We start from the raw sequence: 20,440 nt of genomic DNA on the forward strand, positions 1-20,440 counted from the left end.
ACTTGTTGTTCAGTGCGCATCTGGTGGCCAATCGTTGAGGAGTTCTGAATGAGCAAACTGCGGGTAGGCATTATTTTTGGTGGCCGTTCGGCTGAACATGAAGTGTCGCTGCAATCGGCGAAAAACATCGTTGATGCGCTGGATCGGTCGCGCTTCGAACCGGTGCTGATCGGTATCGACAAGCAGGGTCACTGGCACCTCAACGACCCGTCGAACTTCCTGCTCAACCAGGAAAACCCGACGTTGATCGCCCTCAATCAGTCCAACCGCGAACTCGCCGTGGTGCCGGGCAAGGCCACTCAGCAACTGGTGGAAATCTCGAGTCAGGAACTGCTGGACCACGTCGATGTGATCTTCCCGATCGTCCACGGCACCCTGGGTGAGGACGGTTGCCTGCAAGGGTTGCTGCGCATGGCTGATTTGCCGTTTGTCGGCTCCGACGTGCTGGGGTCGGCGGTGTGCATGGACAAGGACATCAGCAAACGCCTGCTGCGTGATGCCGGGTTGGCGGTCACACCGTTCGTGACCCTGAACCGCGCCACCGCAGCGCGCACCGAATTCGCCGAGGTCCAGGGGAAGCTCGGCCTGCCGCTGTTCGTCAAACCGGCGAACCAGGGCTCGTCGGTGGGCGTGAGCAAGGTCAACGATGAGGCCGAATACCGGGCGGCGGTTGAACTGGCCCTGGGTTTCGATGAGAAAGTGCTGGTCGAATCCGCCGTCAGAGGCCGTGAGATCGAATGCGCGGTGCTCGGCAACGAAGACGCCATCGCCAGCGGCTGTGGCGAAATCGTCATCCGCAGCGGGTTCTATTCCTACGACAGCAAGTACATCGACGCACAGGCTGCTGAAGTGGTGGTTCCGGCTCACATCAGCAGCGAAGCCAGCGAGCGCATTCGGGCCCTGGCCGTCGAGGCGTTTCAGGTGTTGGGCTGTTCCGGTCTGGCGCGGGTCGATGTGTTCCTGACCGACAGCGGCGAAGTGCTGATCAACGAGATCAACTCGCTGCCCGGTTTCACCCGCATCAGCATGTACCCCAAACTGTGGCAGGCCACCGGCATGACCTACAGCGAGCTGGTCAGCCGTTTGATCGAACTGGCGCTGGAGAAACACAAGGCGCGGCAGGCGTTGAAGATTTCTCGCTAGTCCGCATGCCAAAACGGGTAATTGAGGTCGCGACATGCCTCGGAGGCTGGTTTTGCCAGCCTTCGGGATCTTCTTCATTCGTATGACTCAATCCCCCAATGCTTCCCCCTCGCGCCGCGGATCCGCCCCACCCGCCAGCGATGCTTTTCCCTGAGCATCCTTGATCCGGACAATCGCCTGAGTACCGCTGGTCATGTCGATCTCGGTCACGCTGTGCCCGTTGTCCTTCAACGCCTGAATCGTCTCCGCACTGAATTGCCCCTGCTCCAGCTCGGTCGGGCCGTTGCGGCTGCCGAAGTTGGGCAGGTTGATGGCGGTTTGCGGGTCGAGGTTCCAGTCGAGCAGGCCGATGGTGGATTTTGCGACGTATTCAATGATTTGCGAGCCGCCGGGGGAGCCGAGGGTGGCGAGGAATTCGCCGCTCTGGCGGTCGAAGATCAGGGTGGGCGCCATGGACGAGCGCGGGCGTTTGCCGGGTTCGACGCGGTTGGCGACTTTCTGCCCGTTTTCTTCGGGGATGAACGAGAAGTCGGTCATCTGGTTGTTGAGCAGAAATCCCTGAACCATCAGGTGTGAGCCGAACGCGGATTCGACCGTGGTGGTCATTGACACTGCACCGCCCTGGTCATCGACCGTCACCACTTGCGAGGTGGAAATGCGCAGCGGCGAACGGTCCGGCGCGTAGGCGACCTGAATCCCCGGCGGCGTACCGGGTTTGGCCACGCCCATGCTGCGATCGCCAATCAGGGCGGCGCGGCTGGCCAGATAAGTCGGGTCCACCAGACCTTTGACGGGGACCGGCACGAAGTCGCTATCGGCGACGTACAGCGCGCGGTCGGCGTAAGCGAGACGTTCGGCTTCGGAGATCAGGTGCACGGCTTCAGGGGCCGGCTCGATGCCTGCGGGTCGGTTGCTCTCGACCGGTTTCAAGGGGGCCAGAGCGAAACGCGGGTCGCGGGTTTCCAGTGCCTGCAAGGTGCCGAGGATCTGCGCCACAGCGATTCCGCCCGATGACGGTGGCGGCATCCCGCAGACCTGCCAGCGTTTGTAATCAGTGCACAGCGGCGCACGTTCCTTGGCGGAGTAGCCGTTGAGGTCGTTCAGCGACAGGCGGCCGGGGTTGGCGTGGCCCTGAACCCTGGTGACGATTTCCTGCGCGATGGGGCCTTTGTACAGCGCGTCGGGACCTTCCTTGGCGATGCGTTTGAACACGGCGGCCAGCGCCGGGTTTTTCAGTGGCGTGCCGACGGCTTTCGGGCTGCCATCGGCGTTCCGGAAATACGCCATCATGTCTGGTGAACGTTGCATGGACGAATCCGAAGCAATCAACTGATGCAGGCGTGGCGAGATGGGAAAACCTTGCTCCGCGAGTCTGATCGCCGGCTCGAACAGCTGCGCCCATGGCAGGCGCCCGTGTTTCCGATGGGCCAGTTCAAGCGCCCGCAACACGCCGGGCGTGCCCACGGAACGACCACCAATCTGCGCCTGAGTGAACGGCATCGGTTTGCCGTCGGCCTGCAGGAATAGTTTCTCGGTGGCACCGGCCGGTGCGGTTTCGCGACCGTCGTAAGTGCGCACGGTTTTGCCGTCCCAGAGCACGATCAACGCACCACCGCCGATACCCGAGGATTGCGGCTCGACCAGCGTCAGCACCGCTTGCATCGCAATGGCGGCATCAATCGCCGAACCGCCCTGACGCAGCATCGCGCGTCCGGCTTCGGCCGCGAGTGGGTTGGCTGCTGCCGCCATGTGTTTCGAGGCATGCCGGGATTGCAGGTCGGTGCGAAAGCCCGAGGCAGTTTCCGGTGCGAGCGGCAACGTTGAAGCGGGCGGAGCGTTGCACGCAGCGAGGGTTAATGCGCTGGCAATCAGCGAAAGGGCTGACAGGCGATAGCGATTCCAGTGAAAGGCTGAAAACACGCGGGGCACTCCGTCCGTGGGAAAGATCAGGGGACTTTATCGGCCGACAGTCAGTGACGCAAATCACGGGACGTTTTTGTCCTTCATCCATTGACGGATTTTCTGTAGGGTCAAGGGCAGCAGACGAGTCAGAAGATCAACAAGAGGCAGACATGCAGACCGACTTTCCCTCACAGCCAAGCTATGGCGCCCAGCGTGAACAATTTCTGGCGGCGGCGATCGCGGCCGGCGCGACGCTGACCGAGTATCCGCACCCGCTCAAAGGGCCGTTTGGTGAGCCTTTGAGCACCGATGTGGCGGTGCTCGGTGATCCGGGCGCCAAGCGCTTGCTGATCGCGCTGAGCGGCACTCACGGGGTCGAAGGCTTCTATGGTTCGGGCTGTCAGATCAAGTGGATGCAGGAGTTGGGCAAGCGTTCACTGCCGGCCGATGTCGCCGTGGTGTTTGTCCATCTGATCAATCCCTGGGGCACGGCGTGGTTGCGTCGGGTCAACGAAGACAACATCGACCTCAACCGCAATCACCTGAACTTCGAACGTCCGCTACCGGACAATCAGGCTTATGCCGCGCTGCATGAAATCTATGCCTGCACTGAGTTGACAGGCCCCGAGCGTGATCGCGCCGATGCGTTGCTCGACCAGCAGATCCGCGAACACGGCTGGCCGGCGGTGATGTCGATTGTCGAGGGTGGGCAGCACAGTCATCCCGACGGCTTGTTTTACGGCGGGTGGGCGCCGAGCTGGTCGAACCGAACGTTGCACCAGATCCTTCAAAAGCATGTTGCTCACGCCGATGTCGCGATGTGCTTCGACTTGCACACCGGTGCCGGGGAGTACGGCCATCCGATGTTGCTGACCATCACAGAGTCCGCTTATCCAGCGTTGCAGGATGCGCAGGCTATCTACGGACCGTGGCTCTACACGTTGCTGACCGGCGCCAACACGCTGAGCGAAACCGGCGTGGCCGCGACGGCGACCGGCTACACCTCGCAGGCGCTGATCGATGCGCTGCCGCAGGTGCGACTGATGCCATTCGTGATCGAGTGCGGGACGTATCCGGGGGCAGAGGTTCATCGTCATTTGCGCGACGACCACTGGCTGCATCAACACGGCAATCCGAGTGAGGCGGTAGGGCGTGAAATCAAACTGAATCTGCTGGAGCAGTTTTATCCCGCCGATAGCGACTGGCAGGCGATGGTCTGGTTGCGTACTTGGCAGATATGGGAGCGGGCACTGTCTGCGTTGGCGACAGTTCGCTGCTGAGGCATGTAGGAGCGAGCTTGCTCCGGGCGGCGTTCCGACGATGGTCGTCAACGATTATGCGTGTTTACTGCTTAAACGCGGGGCTCTTGAGTCCATCGCGAGCAAGCTCGCTCTTACAGGAGGCATAAAAAAACGGCCTACCTTTCGGTAAGCCGTTTTTAGTACTTGGTGGCTACACAGGGACTTGAACCCCGGACCCCAGCATTATGAATGCTATGCTCTAACCAACTGAGCTATGTAGCCAAGTGGCGCGCATTATTCACCGGTAATGCAGATGCGTCAAGCATAAATCTAAAATATTTCTCTACGCTTTCAACCGCTTATCCACCTGAGCCGAAAAACCGGACCGGGGGAGGGCGTCAACCGAGCTGGAATCTCCCGGTATTGGCACTCAGGGCCTTGCTGCCCTGGCTCAAGGTGTCTGCAGCCTGATTCACCGCCCGCGCCCCTTCGAGCAAGCGCACTGCGGCCTGATCGACTTGCTGGATGTTGCCGCTGACTTCGTCGGCAGTGGTCGCTTGCTCGTCGACTGCCGTGGCGATCTGCGCCAGGGTGTCGGTGACGCTTTGCACGGCGCTGGCGATTTCCCCCAGTCGCTCGCCGAGGCCGGTGACCGCTTGCGCATCGGATTGCGCCTGGCCGCAGGCGGCTTCCATCAGGCTGACGGCTTCGTTCACCGTGTTACGCAAACTGTCGACGGTGTTGGCGATCTGCGCGGTGGACGATTGGGTGCGCTGCGACAGGCTGCGCACTTCATCGGCCACAACCGCAAAGCCACGACCCTGTTCACCGGCACGAGCGGCTTCGATGGCCGCGTTGAGCGCCAACAGGTTGGTCTGCTCGGCGACCCCGCGAATGGTGTCGACCACCAACTGAATCTGCTGACCTTGTTCGCTGACCCGTCCGAGTGCCGCTGCCGTGTCGTTCAAACGCTGATTGAGCTGTTGGATACTCGCTGTGGTGCGTTGGCTGTCACGGCTGCTGTCGGCTGCAATGCGCCGGGTGTGCTGAGCGCTGCCGGAAGCCTGTTCGCAGCTCTGGGCAACCCCTAGGGAAGTGGCGGCCAATTGCGTTGCCGCCGCCGCGATCTGACTGATCTGCAGTTGCTGCGCTTCGACCTCGCCCAAGGCGCCACTGGAATGGTGATTCAGCGTGCGCACCGCGTTACTCAGTTGCAAGGTTTCGTGATCGACCCCCAATAGACTATTGCGCAGTTGCACCACCGCGACGTTGAGCGCGGTGCTGATCGCTGCCAGTTCGTCGCGGCCCTCAACCGGCACTTGCAGGCTCAGATTGCCGTCGCGCAAGGCTTCGGCCAGCAGCGTGATGCCGCTGGCGCTACGGCGAATAGAAGCCTGCAAACAGATGAACAGGTACAGCGCGGCCAGCAGCAGGCAACCAAAGATCGCCGCCACCACAATGAACTGGCGAATCGCCGAGCCGTGATAGTAATCCAGACGCTGATCCAGCGAGACCAACGATTGCTGACGCAACGAAGCGAGGTCGGTGAGCAGGGCGTCCAGATTGCGTTCGAATTCCTCGGGTTTGAGTTTGATGCTGCCGCCAAACACGCCGTCATCGAGGACTTTCAACTCGGCGTCGAGGTGCTTGAGGCTGTCATGGTATTGACCGGCCCAGGTCTGCAAGGCGCTGGGCAGACGCGCTTCCAGCAGGCCAGCGGTTTTGACAAGCTGTTCGCGGGCGTCGCCGATGCGGCTGCGCAGGTCGCGCAATTGCAGACGGCTTTGCAGGGTGAACTGACCCGACACCACCGACGCCTGACCGACGCTGGCGAGACGGCCGACCCGTTCGATCAGGTCCGGCGCGTGTTGCGTGGAGATCTGCGTCAGCAGGTAGGTTTCCAGCCACGGTGCCAGCGTCAGACGATTGTCCATGGCGATCTGTTCGCGCAAGGCTTGCAGAGCGCTCAAGGCATTGGTGAAGCGATCGTAACCGTCCGGCCACCAGCCAACGCTGCTCAGGCTTTTCGAGTCGAGGTCGTTGATCGCGGTTTGCAGGGCTTGATAGCGGGCCAGGGTTTCGCCCTCGGCGCCTTCGGTTTGCAACGTGTTGCCAAGGTCCGTGGTGGCTTGGGCGACCGCCGGCTGAACGGCATCGAACGCAGCCATCGCCGCGAGAGTGGCCGGTGTCGGCTGGCGGGTGGTCTCGGTGGCACGCCAGCGCGCGGCGCGGTCACGCTGGGCGGCGAGCAGGTTATCCAGCGCATCCAGCGCGAGCAGTTGCCGGACCCCGGCACGCTCGCCGGAGATCAGGTTCAGTTTGGCGCGATAGTCCTGACCGATCATCAGCAGGCTGCCCGCGAGCGGCAGGATAAACAGCAGAAACAACAGCTGAAATTTTCGGGCGAAACCGAAACGCCCCAACAACCCGATCCCCGGAGATAAAAAAGCCTGCATGCCCCATGACTCCTCTGGACACCACGCACCAATTGCGTGCGTCGAGGTCGTTGCGACCGCGACTCGTGCCCTTTTTAAAGGCCTCGAAAGTTCACCCCCGTCAGCTCTGTAGGCCGACTCTGTAGCGAAACTTCCCATTCTCGGTCCCCTTTGTAAAGGGCCGCGTTGAAGGGGATTAGCAAGGCAAGATTCAGACCATGGCGTTGCGCTATTACCTTAATTTTTGAAGTCGTTAGCAGGCTAAGGGGATGGCGCTTCTGCACTAAAAAATGGCACATTGACGCACCTGCCCGTGTGCACCCATCTGCTGTACGGAAATTCCCATGGCAATCAGCAATGCCCGGACCGGCACACCGCCGACGTCCGCGACTTCACAAAGCAGCCCACTGGTTATGCGCATCATCGGCGCCGTGGCGCTGGCGCATTTAATCAACGACCTGATTCAGTCAGTGCTGCCGTCAATCTACCCGATGCTCAAGGCCAACTACGGGCTGACCTTCACCCAGGTCGGCCTGATCACTCTGACCTTTCAGTTGACGGCTTCGCTGTTGCAGCCGTGGGTCGGTTATTACACGGATCGCCATCCCAAACCCTGGCTGCTTCCGGCCGGGACGGTGTGCACATTGATCGGCATTTTGATGATGTCGGTGGTCGGCACCTTTCCATTGATTTTGCTGGCGGCGGGGTTGATTGGCATCGGCTCGTCGACCTTTCACCCGGAAGCGTCTCGCGTGGCGCGACTGGCCTCGGGCGGGCGATTTGGCCTGGCGCAATCGACTTTCCAGGTCGGCGGTAACGCGGGCTCCGCCTTCGGTCCATTACTGGCAGCGGCGATCATCATTCCGTTTGGTCAGGGCCATGTGGCGTGGTTCGGATTGTTCGCGGTGTTTGCGTTGTTCGTGCTCTACCGGATCAGCCGCTGGTACGCCAACCACTTGAGCTTGTTCAAGCTCAAGCAAGGTCAGGTCGCTACTCATCGGTTGTCGAAGAGCCGCGTAATCAGTGCGCTGGTGGTGCTCGGGTTGCTGGTGTTCTCCAAGTATTTCTACATGGCCAGTTTCACCAGTTACTTCACCTTCTACCTGATCGAGAAATTCGACCTGTCGGTGGCCAGTTCGCAGCTGCATTTGTTCCTGTTTCTGGGGGCGGTAGCGGCAGGGACATTCTTCGGCGGACCAATCGGCGACAAGATCGGGCGTAAGGCGGTGATCTGGTTTTCGATCCTGGGCGTGGCGCCGTTCACCTTGATTTTGCCGCACGTTGATTTGTTCTGGACCAGCATTCTCAGCGTGGTGATCGGTTTCATCCTGGCCTCTGCGTTCTCGGCCATCGTGGTGTACGCCCAGGAGTTGGTGCCGGGCAATGTAGGGATGATTGCCGGGGTGTTCTTTGGGCTGATGTTTGGTTTCGGCGGGATTGGCGCGGCACTGCTGGGGCATCTCGCGGACATTCACGGCATCGAATACGTGTATTTCCTGTGTTCGTTCCTGCCGTTGTTGGGTGTGTTGGCGATCTTGCTGCCAAGAACCAAAAAAGCCTGATCCCACACAATTTCCCCTGTGGGAGCGGGCTTGCTCGCGAAGACGGTGTGTCAGCTACATTGTTGTCAGCTGACACACCGTCTTCGCGAGCAAGCCCGCTCCCACATTTAACGGTGGTGTGGCGGGTGATTTATTTCAGGCACAAAAAAGCCGCATATCAAACGCGGCTTTTTCTTGGGCGGGTGCTTCGTCCTGAATAACTTAGACGTTGAAACGGAAGTGCATCACGTCGCCGTCTTTCACGATGTAGTCCTTGCCTTCCAGACGCCATTTGCCGGCTTCTTTGGTGCCGGCTTCGCCCTTGTACTGGATGAAGTCGTCGTAGGCGATGACTTCGGCGCGGATGAAGCCTTTTTCGAAGTCGGTGTGGATCACGCCGGCGGCTTGTGGTGCGGTGGCACCGACGCGGACGGTCCAGGCGCGGACTTCTTCGACACCGGCGGTGAAGTAGGTCTGCAGGTGCAGCATTTCGTAGCCGGCGCGGATCACGCGATTCAGGCCAGGCTCTTCGAGACCCAGGGCTTCAAGGAACATGTCTTTCTCTTCGCCGTCTTCCAGTTCGGCGATTTCGGCTTCGATCTTGTTGCAGACCGGAACCACCATGGCGCCTTCTTCTTCGGCGATGGCTTTGACGATGTCCAGCAGCGGGTTGTTCTCGAAGCCGTCTTCAGCGACGTTGGCGATGTACATGACCGGTTTGGTGGTCAGCAGGTGGAAGCCACGAATCACCGCTTTGTCGTCGGCGCCCATGTTCTTCATCAGCGTGCGCGCAGGCTTGCCGAGGGTGAAGTGAGCGATCAATTGCTCCAGCAGACCCTTCTGGACAATGGCGTCCTTGTCACCACCCTTGGCGTTGCGGGCGACTTTCTGCAGTTGCTTTTCGCAGCTGTCGAGGTCGGCGAAGATCAGTTCCAGGTCGATGATTTCGATGTCGCGTTTCGGGTCGACGCTGTTGGAGACGTGAATCACGTTCTCGTCTTCGAAGCAGCGGACCACGTGGGCGATGGCATCGGTCTCGCGGATGTTGGCGAGGAATTTGTTGCCCAGGCCTTCACCTTTCGAGGCGCCGGCAACGAGGCCCGCGATGTCGACGAATTCCATGGTGGTCGGCAGGATGCGCTTTGGATTGACGATGGTCGCCAAGGCTTCCAGACGCGAATCCGGCATCGGCACGATACCGGTGTTCGGCTCGATGGTGCAGAAGGGGAAGTTCTCGGCCGCGATCCCGGATTTGGTCAGGGCGTTGAACAGGGTGGACTTGCCGACGTTAGGCAGGCCGACGATGCCGCAATTGAATCCCATGGTGTTTCCCCTCGGATAAGAGTCAGGCCTTCTGGCTGTGCAGGTTTTTCATCGCGCGGTTCCATTCCCCGGCGAGGATATCCGGCAGCACGCCGAGGGCAAAGTCGATGCTGGCATCGAGTTTTTCCTGTTCGGCGCGTGGCGCACGACCCAGGACGAAATTTGAAACCATACTGGCTACGCCCGGGTGGCCAATGCCAAGCCGCAAGCGGTAGAAGGTATTCTGATTGCCCAGTTGCGCGATGATGTCGCGCAACCCGTTGTGACCGCCATGGCCGCCGCCCTGTTTGAGTTTGGCAACGCCCGGAGGCAGGTCGAGTTCGTCATGCGCCACCAGGATTTCTTCGGGCTTGATGCGGAAGAAACCGGCAAGAGCCGCTACGGCCTGGCCGCTGCGGTTCATGTAAGTGGTGGGTATCAGCAGACGAACATCCTGACCCTGATGCGAATAGCGCCCGGTCAGGCCGAAATATTTGCGATCCGCCACAAGGTTCACGCCTTGTGCGTTCGCGATGCGCTCAACAAAAAGGGCCCCTGCGTTATGCCGGGTCTGTTCGTATTCAGCGCCTGGATTTCCCAGGCCAACGATCAGTTTGATGGCATTCACGATAGGGGCCCTTCCTTGGAGAGGTGGATAACATCGCCGCAATCTGGGTGTGCGGCGAAAGTGGACGACAAGTGCTCATTTACCATTATGTAAACTCCGCGTTCTCGCCCGCTTTCTCGCTACGTTCCAGTCCGCGATGTTACCTGCTCACTCCGGCGTACAGAGTAAAATTACTCTGCAGCGCCTTCTGCAGCTTCTGGAGCAACACGTGGAGCGTGAACGTTGGCAACAGCCAGGTCGTTACCGTGAGCCAGAGCAACAAATTCAACGCCTTTAGGAGCGCTGATGTCGGACAGGTGAATGATCGAGCCGACTTCGGCGTTAGCCAGGTCAACTTCGATGAATTCAGGCAGGTCTTTCGGCAGGCAGGAAACTTCGATTTCAGCAACGACGTGCGAAATTTCGCCGCCTTTCTTCACAGGAGCAGCTTCGTTGATGAAGTGCACTGGAACGATAGCGGTCAGTTTCTGGCCAGCTACTACGCGTACGAAGTCAGCGTGCATCACGTGGCCTTTGGCCGGGTGACGTTGCAGAGCTTTGATGATTACGTTTTGCTTGGTGCCGCCAACGTTCAGCTCGATGATGTGGCTGTAAGCCGCTTCGTTTTCGAGCAGTTTGGCAACTTCTTTAGCCAGCATGCTGATGGATTCAGGGGCTTTTTCGCCACCGTAAACTACAGCTGGAACCAGGCTTGCGAGACGACGCAGGCGGCGGCTCGCACCTTTCCCCAGGTCGGAACGCACTTCAGCATTCAGAGTAAAATCGTTCATGTTGTATCTCCAAAATAACCACATTCGCCCCAGCGTTTGCGACCAGCGCTAAAGGCGATATGGGCAAAAAAGCCCCGCCCCGACAGGAATGCCGGGGCGGGGCGCTTTTCGTCAACGAGATGTTCGAGAAGGGCAGGGCCCTTAGCGGAACATCGCGCTGATCGATTCTTCATTGCTGATGCGGCGGACCGCTTCGGCAACAACCGGCGCGATATCCAGTTGGCGGATACGCGAGCAGGCTTGAGCAGCAGCGGACAACGGGATGGTGTTGGTCACCACCAGTTCGTCCAGCATGGAATTTTCAATGTTTTCGATCGCCCGACCGGACAGCACAGGGTGTGTGCAGTAGGCGAAAACCTTGGCAGCGCCATGCTCTTTCAGGGCCTTGGCCGCGTGGCACAGAGTGCCGGCGGTATCGACCATGTCATCGACCAGAATACAGGTACGCCCTTCGACATCACCGATGATATGCATCACTTCAGAGTGATTGGCTTTCTCACGGCGTTTGTCGATGATCCCGAGATCCACGCCCAGGGATTTGGCAACGGCACGTGCACGCACGACGCCGCCAATGTCCGGGGACACGATCATCAGGTTTTCGAAGCGCTGATCTTCAATGTCATCCACCAGAACCGGGGAGCCGTAGATGTTATCTACCGGAATATCGAAGAAACCCTGGATTTGGTCAGCATGCAGATCAACCGTGAGAACACGGTCGATGCCGACTACGGTAAGCATGTCAGCAACGACTTTCGCGCTGATAGCCACACGTGCGGAACGCGGACGGCGATCCTGACGGGCATAACCAAAGTAAGGAATAACAGCAGTGATACGAGTAGCCGAGGAGCGGCGGAAGGCATCAGCCATCACTACCAGTTCCATCAGGTTATCGTTGGTCGGAGCGCAAGTCGGCTGAATAATGAAGACATCTTTACCGCGGACGTTTTCATTGATCTCGGCTGTAATTTCGCCGTCGGAGAATTTACCGACAGAGATGTCACCGAGAGGGATATGCAGCTGACGTACGACACGCCGAGCCAGATCGGGGTTAGCGTTCCCCGTAAAGACCATCATCTTGGACACGCGCAGTACCTGAAGGCTGAGGGTAACCTGGATGAGTATTAGAAAATGGCAGGGGCGGCTGGATTCGAACCAACGCATGGCAGGATCAAAACCTGCTGCCTTACCGCTTGGCGACGCCCCTGTATCTGTTGCAACGATTACCCAGTAATCGGTTCCTTTAGAGCAGACTTTGCAGCTTGCGATGCAACATCGAAACGTTGCTTCCTTTTGCTACAAACCCTGTAAGGGTCTCTGTAAGAAGGGCCGAGACTTTATCAGCTTCAGCTTTGCTTGGGAAGCCCCCAAACACACAACTTCCAGTTCCGGTGAGTTTTGCTTCGGTAAATTTACCTAACAAATCCAATGCGTTACGTACATCTGGATAACGCCTTGCTACCACCGGTAAGCAGTCATTTCGACTGTTTCCCTTGGGAACGGGGCGCACTTTAATGGGAGAAGAGTTACGTGTCAACAACGGATCTGAAAAAATTTCTGCTGTACTTACAGATACTTGCGGCACAAGCACGAGATACCACGGTTCTTCGGGGTCTACAGGGGTGAGTTTTTCCCCGACACCCTCTGCGAAAGCCGCGTGGCCACGCACGAAAACAGGGACGTCGGCCCCCAGCGTCAGGCCCAGTGCGGCCAGCCGATCCTCATTCCAGTCCAGTTGCCAGAGATGATTCAAGCCGAGCAAAGTCGTCGCGGCATTTGAACTGCCGCCACCGATGCCACCGCCCATGGGTAGAATTTTTTCGATCCAGATGTCGATGCCAAGCGAACAACCGGATTGCTCCTGAAGTTTTTTTGCGGCTCGAACAATCAGATTGCTGTCGTGCGGCACACCCTCGAATTCGGTGTGCAGTTGAATCACACCGTCGTCACGCACGGCAAAAGTAATTTCATCGCCGTAGTCGAGAAACTGAAAAATCGTCTGCAACTCGTGATAACCGTCTTCACGGCGGCCGAGGATGTGCAGCATCAGATTGAGTTTGGCCGGGGAGGGTAGCGTCAAGCGTGGGGCCGTCATGTTCATTGCCCCAGTTTTCGAGGTTGCCATTCCTTGATCACCAGTGTGACGTCAAGGTCGGCGCCATGCAGTTTGATCCGCTCGGGCAGCCAATAGCCGTTTTGCTCGGCATAACTCAGGTATTCGACTTGCCAGCCATCCTGATCCAGATTGGCCAGGCGGCTGTCGGCATCCAGTGTCAGGCGACTTTTGCTGTCCGGCGCCGGGAGCCCGCGGACCCACCAGGCCAGATGCGACACCGGCAGTTTCCAGCCGAGCTGTTCTTCAAGCAGCACTTCCGGCGTCGGCGCTTCATAGCGTCCCTGATTGGCGACTTCCAGCGAGACCTTTCCGGGGTGTCCGGTCAGGCGTGCGGCGCCGCGACCCAGAGGGCCCGAAAGGCGAATGTCGTAATACGACTGGCGCTGCAACCAGAACAGCGTGCCGCTGCCCGAGTCTTTTGGCGCTCGAATACCGATCTTGCCGTTGATCTGCCAGCCGTCGAGGCTGGTCAGTTGCTCTTTGTGAGCGCGCCACAGACCGGCGTCGCCCTGACCCTGAACCGATTCGCGGGCGCCGAAGCCCGCGCAACCGGCGAGCAGGGCGATAAAACTGAAAACGATGAGGTGGCGCAAAAACATGATTTTAAAGAGTCTCTGATCCGGTCAGGCGCTTGATGGTGCCGCGCAGGATTGGGCTGTCGGGTTGTGCCTTGAGGAACTTGCCCCAGATTTGCTTGGCTTCCCGTTGTTTGCCATTGGCCCACAGGACTTCACCCAGGTGAGCCGCGACTTCCTGATCGGGGAAGCGATCCAGTGCCAGGCGCAGATATCGCTCGGCTTCATCGAGATTGCCCAGACGGAAATTCACCCAGCCGAGGCTGTCGAGTACCGCCGGGTCTTCCGGGGTGATCTGGTGCGCCTGTTCGATCAGGGCCTTGGCTTCAGCGTAACGCGTCGTGCGGTCGGACAGGGTGTAGCCGAGGGCGTTCAGCGCCATCGCGTTGTCCGGGTCGCGCTTTATGATCAGGCGCAGGTCTTTTTCCATCTGTGCCAGGTCATTGCGTTTTTCCGCCTGCATGGCGCGGGTGTACAGCAGATTCAGATCGTCCGGGTATTGCTGCAAGGCTTTGTGCAGAACATTCCACGCCTTGTCCCCCTGTTTATTGGCGGACAGGGTTTCGGCTTCGATCAGATACAGCTGAATCGCGTAGTCGGGCTGCTCATCGCGCTCGGTCGCCAGGCGGCTTTGCGCTTCGGCGGTCTTGCCGTTGTTTATCAGGATGTCGGTCTGACGCAATTGCGCCGGCAGGTAGTCGTTACCCGGGCCAACCTGGGCGTATTCGATCAGTGCGCCCTGGGGATCGTTGCGCTCTTCAGCGATGCGCCCGAGGTTCAGATGGGCCGAGTCGACATGGCTTTCCCGGGCGATCAGGTCTTCGAGGTAACCCTTGGCCTCGTCCCATGCCTTGCCTTCCAGGCACACCAGCGCCAGGGAATATCGCAGTTCGTCATCTTCCGGGTACTGCTGAACCAGGCTCGAGAACTCGGCCTTGGCGTCGTCCATGCGGTCCTGTTCAACCAGCATGCGCGCGTAAGTCAGGCGCAGGCGTTTGTCGTCCGGGTACTTCTTGATGCTTTTTTGCAGCAGCGGCAACGCTTCGTCGCCGCGATCAAGGGTTTGCAGCAGGCGTGCGCGCAGCAGAATCGGGGCGATTTCACCGTCGTCCGGCGGATTGTTTTCCAGCAAGGCCAGCGCGCCTTTGCTGTCGCCGTCCTGTTGCATCAACAAGGCCTTGCCGAAAAGCAGCTGGCTGTTTTGCGGATGGCGTTGCAGCAAACGGTCAAAACTTTTCATCAGGCCGTTGCGGGTTTCCTGATCGGTATCGGCCGCGGACAAGGCGAGGAAGTCGAAATGCGTGTCGCCCTTGCCTTGCAGGACTTTCTCCATATAAGCCATGGAGTCGTCATAGCGCCCGGCTCGCGCCAGTTGCACGGCGGCGGCCCGTTGCGCCTCGAGGTCGTCCGGGGCGTTTTTCGCCCAGATCAGCGCGGTGTCGAGGGCCGCCTGGTCGGCGCCCAAGTACTCGGCGATGCGGAACGCCCGCTCGGAGATGCCCGGATCCTGGGTATTGATCGCCTGGGTCACGTAGTTGTCCAGCGCAATGTCGAAACGATTGCGCTGGCCAGCCAGTTCCGCGCTCAACAGGCTGAAGACGGTTTCTTCACTGAATGAGCTGTAAACCTTGGGCTTTTCAGGGGCCGGAGTGCTGTCTTCGACCGACGGCGTACCGTCCGGTGAAACGGGTGCCAAGGCCTGGCAGCCGCTGAGGAAGACAAAAGCGAGGAGCAACGCGGAAGATCTATTCATATAGGAAGAGGACGACTAACCTGCGGTCGGATCATCATGACACAAGCGTTCGGCCAAACATAATGTGGGAGCGAGCTTGCTCGCGATGGTCGTTAACGATAACGCGAGCTACCTGAATAAACGCATTAACCTCACGTTTTTCGCGAGCAAGCTCGCTCCTACGGAAAGCCTTTATCAGCGCAAGCTACCAGGACAATAGTCAGCGGTAGTTGTTCTGGCTCTGTCGAAGTAGGACAATTGCCGGCTTCACGTCACCATCAGCGACCTTGAATGGCCTTCCTTGCACTCGGTATTAACCACAAGACTGCTTCAGTAGACGTCCGCGAGCGCGTGGCCTTTACCCCTGAGCAGCTGGTGGAGGCCTTGCAGCAGCTCTGCCGACTCACCGACAGCCGCGAAGCTGCGATCCTTTCCACCTGCAATCGCAGTGAACTCTATATAGAACAGGATCACCTTTCGGCTGACATTGTGCTGCGCTGGCTCGCCGATTATCACCATTTGAGCCTCGACGAGCTGCGCGCGTGCGCTTATGTGCACGAAGATGATGCGGCAGTTCGTCACATGATGCGGGTCGCCTCCGGGCTCGATTCGCTGGTGTTGGGCGAACCGCAGATTCTCGGCCAGATGAAATCGTGCTACGCCGTGGCCCGCGAGGCTGGCACCATCGGTCCGCTGCTCGGGCGTCTGTTTCAGGCGACGTTCAATGCGGCCAAGCAAGTGCGCACCGATACCGCCATCGGCGAGAACCCGGTGTCCGTGGCGTTTGCCGCGGTCAGCCTGGCGAAACAGATTTTCAGCGACCTGCAACGCAGCCAGGCCTTGCTGATCGGCGCTGGCGAGACCATCACCCTGGTCGCCCGCCATCTGCATGAGCTGGGCGTAAAACGCATCGTCGTCGCCAACCGCACCCTGGAACGCGCGAGCACGCTGGCCGAGCAGTTTGGCGCCCATGCCGTTTTGCTCTCGGACATTCCGGCCGAACTGGTGCGCAGCGACATCGTCATCAGTTCCACCGCCAGCCAGTTGCCGATCCTCGGTAAAGGCGCGGTGGAAAGTGCACTGAAGCTGCGCAAGCACAAGCCGATCTTCATGGTGGACATCGCCGTACCGCGCGATATCGAGCCTGAAGTCGGCGAGTTGGACGACGTTTACCTTTATAGCGTCGACGATCTCCACGAAGTGGTCGCCGAAAACCTCAAGAGCCGTCAGGGCGCTGCGCAAGCGGCGGAAGAGATGGTTTCGGTGGGCGCCGAAGATTTCATGATCCGCCTGCGCGAACTGGCGGCGGTGGATGTGCTCAAGGCCTATCGTCAACAAAGCGAGCGCCTGCGTGACGAAGAATTGCAGAAGGCCCAACGGATGCTGGCCAACGGCAGCAACGCCGAAGACGTGCTGGTGCAATTGGCGCGTGGCTTGACCAACAAACTCTTGCACGCACCCAGCGTGCAATTGAAAAAGCTCTCTGCCGAAGGTCGCCTCGACGCACTGGCCATGGCCCAGGAACTCTTTGCCCTCGGTGAGGGCTCATCGGATAGCTTTTCGGATAAAAAACCGCAATGAAAGCGTCACTGCTCAATAAGCTGGACATCCTCCAGGACCGTTTCGAGGAATTGACCGCCTTGCTTGGCGACGGCGAGGTCATTTCCGATCAGACCAAATTTCGCGCCTATTCCAAGGAATACGCGGAAGTCGAGCCGATCGTCGACACCTATAAACAGTTGCTCAAAGTGCAAAGCGACCTCGAAGGCGCCCAGGCGTTGCTCAAGGACAGCGACCCGGACATGCGCGAAATGGCCGTGGAAGAAGTCCGCGAAGCCAAAGAACAACTGATCGAAATCGAAGCCAGCCTGCAACGCCTGCTGCTGCCCAAGGACCCGAACGACGGGCGCAACGTGTTCCTCGAAATCCGCGCCGGCACCGGCGGGGACGAGGCGGCGATTTTCTCCGGCGACCTGTTCCGCATGTATTCGCGTTACGCCGAGCGTCGCGGCTGGCGGGTGGAAATCCTTTCGGAGAACATCGGCGAACACGGTGGCTATAAAGAAGTCATCGCGCGGGTTGAAGGCGACAACGTCTACGGCAAGCTGAAATTCGAATCCGGCGCGCACCGCGTGCAACGGGTTCCGGCCACTGAATCCCAGGGCCGCATCCACACCTCGGCCTGCACCGTGGCAGTGTTGCCCGAGCCGGACGAGCAGGAAGCGATCGAGATCAACCCGGCGGATTTGCGGGTCGACACGTATCGTTCTTCCGGTGCCGGTGGTCAGCACGTCAACAAGACCGACTCGGCGATCCGCATTACGCACTTGCCGTCCGGTATCGTTGTCGAGTGCCAGGAAGAACGTTCCCAGCACAAGAACCGCGCCCGGGCGATGTCCTGGCTGTCGGCCAAGCTCAACGACCAGCAGACCAGCGCCGCCGCCAATGCCATCGCCAGCGAGCGTAAATTGCTGGTGGGTTCGGGGGATCGCTCGGAGCGGATCCGCACCTACAACTTTGCCCAGGGCCGGGTCACCGATCACCGGGTCAACCTGACACTGTATTCCCTCGATGAAATTCTCGCGGGCGGTGTCGATGCGGTGATCGAGCCGTTGCTGGCGGAATATCAAGCTGACCAACTGGCGGCCATCGAATGACGATCATTGCCAGTCTATTGCGCGCCGCTGATTTGCCCGACTCGCCGACGGCGCGTCTGGACGCCGAATTACTGCTGGCCGCGGCGTTGGGCAAGTCCCGCAGTTTTCTGCACACCTGGCCGGAGCGCATCGTTCCGAGCGACGCCGCGCTGAAGTTTGCCGACTACCTGCAACGCCGTCGTGGCGGCGAGCCGGTGGCGTACATTCTCGGCCAGCAAGGTTTCTGGAAACTCGATCTGGAAGTCGCGCCACACACGCTGATCCCGCGTCCGGATACCGAATTGCTGGTGGAGGCCGCGCTGGAATTGTTGCCGGCCACACCTGCCAAAGTCCTCGATCTCGGCACCGGCAGCGGCGCCATCGCCTTGGCTCTGGCCAGCGAACGCCCGGCGTGGGAAGTGACCGCCGTGGATCGCGTGCTCGAAGCCGTGGCCCTGGCCGAACGCAATCGTCAGCGCCTGCACCTGAACAATGCCACCGTGCTGAGCAGCCACTGGTTCAGTGCGCTGCAAGGTCAGCGTTTTCAGCTAATCATCAGCAATCCGCCTTACATTGCATCGACCGATCCGCATCTTGTGGAAGGCGATGTGCGTTTCGAACCGGCGAGCGCGTTGGTCGCCGGTATCGACGGGCTCGACGACTTGCGTCTGATCGTCGACCGGGCGCCGGATTACCTGGAAACGGGCGGCTGGCTGATGCTCGAACACGGTTACGATCAAGCCGGGGCCGTGCGCGATTTGCTGCAGACCCGCGGCTTTGAAGAGATTCACAGCCGCACCGATCTGGGCGGCCACCAACGGATCAGCCTGGGGCGCCTGCCGTGCTGAATGATCAGGAATTGCTGCGCTACAGTCGGCAGATTCTGTTGCAGCACGTCGACATCGACGGGCAGTTGCGACTGAAAGAAAGCCGCGTGTTGATCGTCGGTCTCGGCGGGCTCGGTTCGCCGGTTGCGCTGTATCTCGCCGCCGCCGGTGTCGGTGAGCTGCATCTGGCGGACTTCGACACCGTCGACCTGACCAACCTGCAACGCCAGATCGTTCACGACACCGACAGCGTTGGCCTCACCAAGGTTGATTCGGCGATCCGTCGCCTTAGCGCAATCAACCCCGAGATCACGTTAGTCGCCCATCGCACGGCGCTGGACGAAGATTCTTTGGCGGCAGCAGTTGCCGCCGTGGATCTGGTGCTGGACTGCTCCGACAATTTCTCTACCCGCGAAGCGGTCAACGCCGCGTGCGTGGCCGGCGACAAGCCACTGGTCAGTGGCGCGGCGATTCGTCTCGAAGGGCAATTGTCGGTGTTCGACCCGCGACGTCCGGAAAGTCCGTGCTACCACTGTTTGTATGGGCACGGCAGCGAAGCTGAACTGACGTGCAGTGAAGCCGGCGTCGTCGGTCCATTGGTTGGGCTGGTCGGCAGTCTCCAGGCGCTGGAGGCGATGAAACTGCTGGTGGGTTTCGGCGAGCCGCTGGTGGGACGGTTGTTGTTGATTGATGCCCTGGGTTCGCGTTTCCGTGAGTTGCGGGTCAAGCGTGATCCGGGCTGCAGCGTCTGTGGGCCGAAACATGCGTGAAGCGCCGATTGGCGTGTTCGACTCCGGCGTCGGTGGGCTGTCGGTGCTGGCCGAGATCCAGCGTTTGCTGCCCAACGAATCGCTGCTGTACGTCGCCGATTGCGGAAATGTTCCCTACGGCGAGAAAACCCCGGAATTCATTCGTCATCGTTGCAGCGTGATGGCCGGTTTTTTTCAGCAGCAGGGCGCCAAGGCCCTGGTGCTGGCCTGCAACACGGCGACGGTCGCCGGTGTTGCCGACTTGCGGCGCGACTATCCCGAGTGGCCCATCGTCGGCATGGAGCCTGCGGTCAAGCCGGCTGCAGCCGCGACCCGCAGCGGTGTGGTCGGCGTGCTCGCCACCACCGGCACCTTGCAGAGTGCCAAATTCGCCGCGCTACTCGACCGCTTCGCCACCGATGTGCGGGTGATCACGCAGCCGTGCCCCGGCCTGGTGGAGCTGATTGAAAACGGCGATCTGCACAGTCCTACCCTGCGTCAGTTGCTCGCCAGGTATGTCGAACCATTGCTCGGCGCCGGGTGCGACACGATAATTCTCGGCTGCACGCATTATCCCTTCCTAAAGCCGTTGCTTAAGCAGATGATCCCGGATGACATCAGTTTGATTGACACCGGCGCCGCTGTAGCGCGGCAACTTCAGCGCCTGTTGGTCGAGCGTGAATTGCTCGCCGAGGGGCCTGCACGTGCTGCGCAATTCTGGACGAGTGCCGATCCGGAGCATTTCAGAAATATCTTGCCGATCCTGTGGAATACCGCTGGCGTTGTGCAAAGCTTCAAGAGGTAAACACAAACGAATAATTGGGGTGAACTTCTGATCAAGCGTCG

General features: G+C 59.7%; 17 protein-coding genes and 2 tRNA genes. 8 read left to right on the plus strand and 11 right to left on the minus strand.

What is annotated here, in order from left to right:
- Positions 1-48: 48 nt before the first annotated feature.
- The gene (gene ddlA / locus ACYZTL_RS20300) at positions 49-1,143 is read left to right on the plus strand and encodes a D-alanine--D-alanine ligase (protein WP_461953246.1); all 1,095 of its coding nucleotides are present in this window, start codon (positions 49-51) and stop codon (positions 1,141-1,143) included.
- An 87-nt stretch (positions 1,144-1,230) separates the two neighbouring features.
- Here ddlA and ggt read toward each other — a convergent pair whose 3' ends face one another.
- The gene (gene ggt / locus ACYZTL_RS20305) at positions 1,231-3,063 is read right to left on the minus strand and encodes a gamma-glutamyltransferase (protein ID WP_461953247.1); all 1,833 of its coding nucleotides are present in this window, start codon (positions 3,061-3,063) and stop codon (positions 1,231-1,233) included.
- A 152-nt stretch (positions 3,064-3,215) separates the two neighbouring features.
- Here ggt and ACYZTL_RS20310 point away from each other — a divergent pair, with 152 nt between their 5' ends.
- Positions 3,216-4,325, plus strand: coding sequence for a DUF2817 domain-containing protein (locus tag ACYZTL_RS20310; protein WP_461953248.1), 1,110 nt, complete (start codon positions 3,216-3,218; stop codon positions 4,323-4,325).
- Positions 4,326-4,491: 166 nt separating this feature from the next.
- Here the strand turns inward: ACYZTL_RS20310 and ACYZTL_RS20315 are convergent.
- Together ACYZTL_RS20315 and ACYZTL_RS20320 are read right to left on the minus strand one after the other, a co-directional pair.
- A tRNA-Met gene (locus ACYZTL_RS20315) sits at positions 4,492-4,568 on the minus strand.
- Between the two features lie 116 nt (positions 4,569-4,684).
- Complete coding sequence (locus ACYZTL_RS20320) at positions 4,685-6,880, minus strand: methyl-accepting chemotaxis protein (protein WP_461953249.1); 2,196 nt, start codon at positions 6,878-6,880, stop codon at positions 4,685-4,687.
- Positions 6,881-7,065: 185 nt separating this feature from the next.
- Here ACYZTL_RS20320 and ACYZTL_RS20325 point away from each other — a divergent pair, with 185 nt between their 5' ends.
- A complete protein-coding gene (locus ACYZTL_RS20325) occupies positions 7,066-8,283 on the plus strand; it encodes an MFS transporter (RefSeq protein WP_461953250.1) in 1,218 nt (405 codons plus the stop codon).
- A gap of 201 nt (positions 8,284-8,484) precedes the next feature.
- Here ACYZTL_RS20325 and ychF read toward each other — a convergent pair whose 3' ends face one another.
- The 8 genes from ychF to ACYZTL_RS20365 form a co-directional block, all read right to left on the minus strand.
- On the minus strand, positions 8,485-9,585 hold the full coding sequence (ychF, locus tag ACYZTL_RS20330; RefSeq protein WP_461953251.1) for a redox-regulated ATPase YchF: 1,101 nt from the start codon (positions 9,583-9,585) through the stop codon (positions 8,485-8,487).
- A 22-nt stretch (positions 9,586-9,607) separates the two neighbouring features.
- Entirely contained in the window at positions 9,608-10,192 is a 585-nt protein-coding gene (gene pth / locus ACYZTL_RS20335) for an aminoacyl-tRNA hydrolase (RefSeq protein ID WP_461953252.1), read from the minus strand.
- Between the two features lie 170 nt (positions 10,193-10,362).
- Positions 10,363-10,962 carry a 50S ribosomal protein L25/general stress protein Ctc gene (locus tag ACYZTL_RS20340; RefSeq protein ID WP_018929567.1) on the minus strand — a complete coding sequence of 200 codons (600 nt, stop codon included), beginning with the start codon at positions 10,960-10,962 and terminating at the stop codon, positions 10,363-10,365.
- A gap of 141 nt (positions 10,963-11,103) precedes the next feature.
- Positions 11,104-12,045: a ribose-phosphate pyrophosphokinase gene (locus ACYZTL_RS20345; RefSeq protein WP_003208392.1), complete on the minus strand. Its 942-nt coding sequence runs from the start codon at positions 12,043-12,045 to the stop codon at positions 11,104-11,106.
- 46 nt (positions 12,046-12,091) lie between these two features.
- Positions 12,092-12,166, minus strand: a tRNA-Gln gene (locus ACYZTL_RS20350).
- 36 nt (positions 12,167-12,202) lie between these two features.
- Positions 12,203-13,054: a 4-(cytidine 5'-diphospho)-2-C-methyl-D-erythritol kinase gene (gene ispE, locus ACYZTL_RS20355; RefSeq protein ID WP_461953253.1), complete on the minus strand. Its 852-nt coding sequence runs from the start codon at positions 13,052-13,054 to the stop codon at positions 12,203-12,205.
- Positions 13,055-13,056: 2 nt separating this feature from the next.
- On the minus strand, positions 13,057-13,674 hold the full coding sequence (gene lolB, locus ACYZTL_RS20360) for a lipoprotein insertase outer membrane protein LolB (RefSeq protein WP_461953254.1): 618 nt from the start codon (positions 13,672-13,674) through the stop codon (positions 13,057-13,059).
- Between the two features lie 4 nt (positions 13,675-13,678).
- Positions 13,679-15,403: a tetratricopeptide repeat protein gene (locus tag ACYZTL_RS20365; protein ID WP_461953255.1), complete on the minus strand. Its 1,725-nt coding sequence runs from the start codon at positions 15,401-15,403 to the stop codon at positions 13,679-13,681.
- A 270-nt stretch (positions 15,404-15,673) separates the two neighbouring features.
- On the opposite strand from ACYZTL_RS20365, the gene hemA reads away from it, so the two are divergent.
- Genes hemA through murI form a run of 5 tightly spaced genes read left to right on the plus strand, consistent with a single transcriptional unit; the run spans position 15,674 to position 20,399 of the window.
- Complete coding sequence (gene hemA, locus ACYZTL_RS20370; protein ID WP_461953256.1) at positions 15,674-16,963, plus strand: glutamyl-tRNA reductase; 1,290 nt, start codon at positions 15,674-15,676, stop codon at positions 16,961-16,963.
- Entirely contained in the window at positions 16,960-18,039 is a 1,080-nt protein-coding gene (gene prfA / locus ACYZTL_RS20375) for a peptide chain release factor 1 (RefSeq protein WP_461953257.1), read from the plus strand. Before hemA ends, prfA begins: the two co-directional genes overlap by 4 nt.
- Positions 18,036-18,866 carry a peptide chain release factor N(5)-glutamine methyltransferase gene (prmC, locus tag ACYZTL_RS20380; protein ID WP_461953258.1) on the plus strand — a complete coding sequence of 277 codons (831 nt, stop codon included), beginning with the start codon at positions 18,036-18,038 and terminating at the stop codon, positions 18,864-18,866. The genes prfA and prmC overlap by 4 nt, the downstream gene beginning before the upstream one ends.
- Positions 18,860-19,615 (plus strand): molybdopterin-synthase adenylyltransferase MoeB, encoded by a 756-nt coding sequence (locus ACYZTL_RS20385; RefSeq protein WP_461953259.1) that lies wholly within the window; start codon positions 18,860-18,862, stop codon positions 19,613-19,615. The genes prmC and ACYZTL_RS20385 overlap by 7 nt, the downstream gene beginning before the upstream one ends.
- Positions 19,608-20,399 carry a glutamate racemase gene (murI, locus tag ACYZTL_RS20390; RefSeq protein WP_461953260.1) on the plus strand — a complete coding sequence of 264 codons (792 nt, stop codon included), beginning with the start codon at positions 19,608-19,610 and terminating at the stop codon, positions 20,397-20,399. Before ACYZTL_RS20385 ends, murI begins: the two co-directional genes overlap by 8 nt.
- The last annotated feature ends 41 nt before the right edge of the window (positions 20,400-20,440 follow it).

Source organism: Pseudomonas sp. LB3P81, assembly GCF_054897965.1.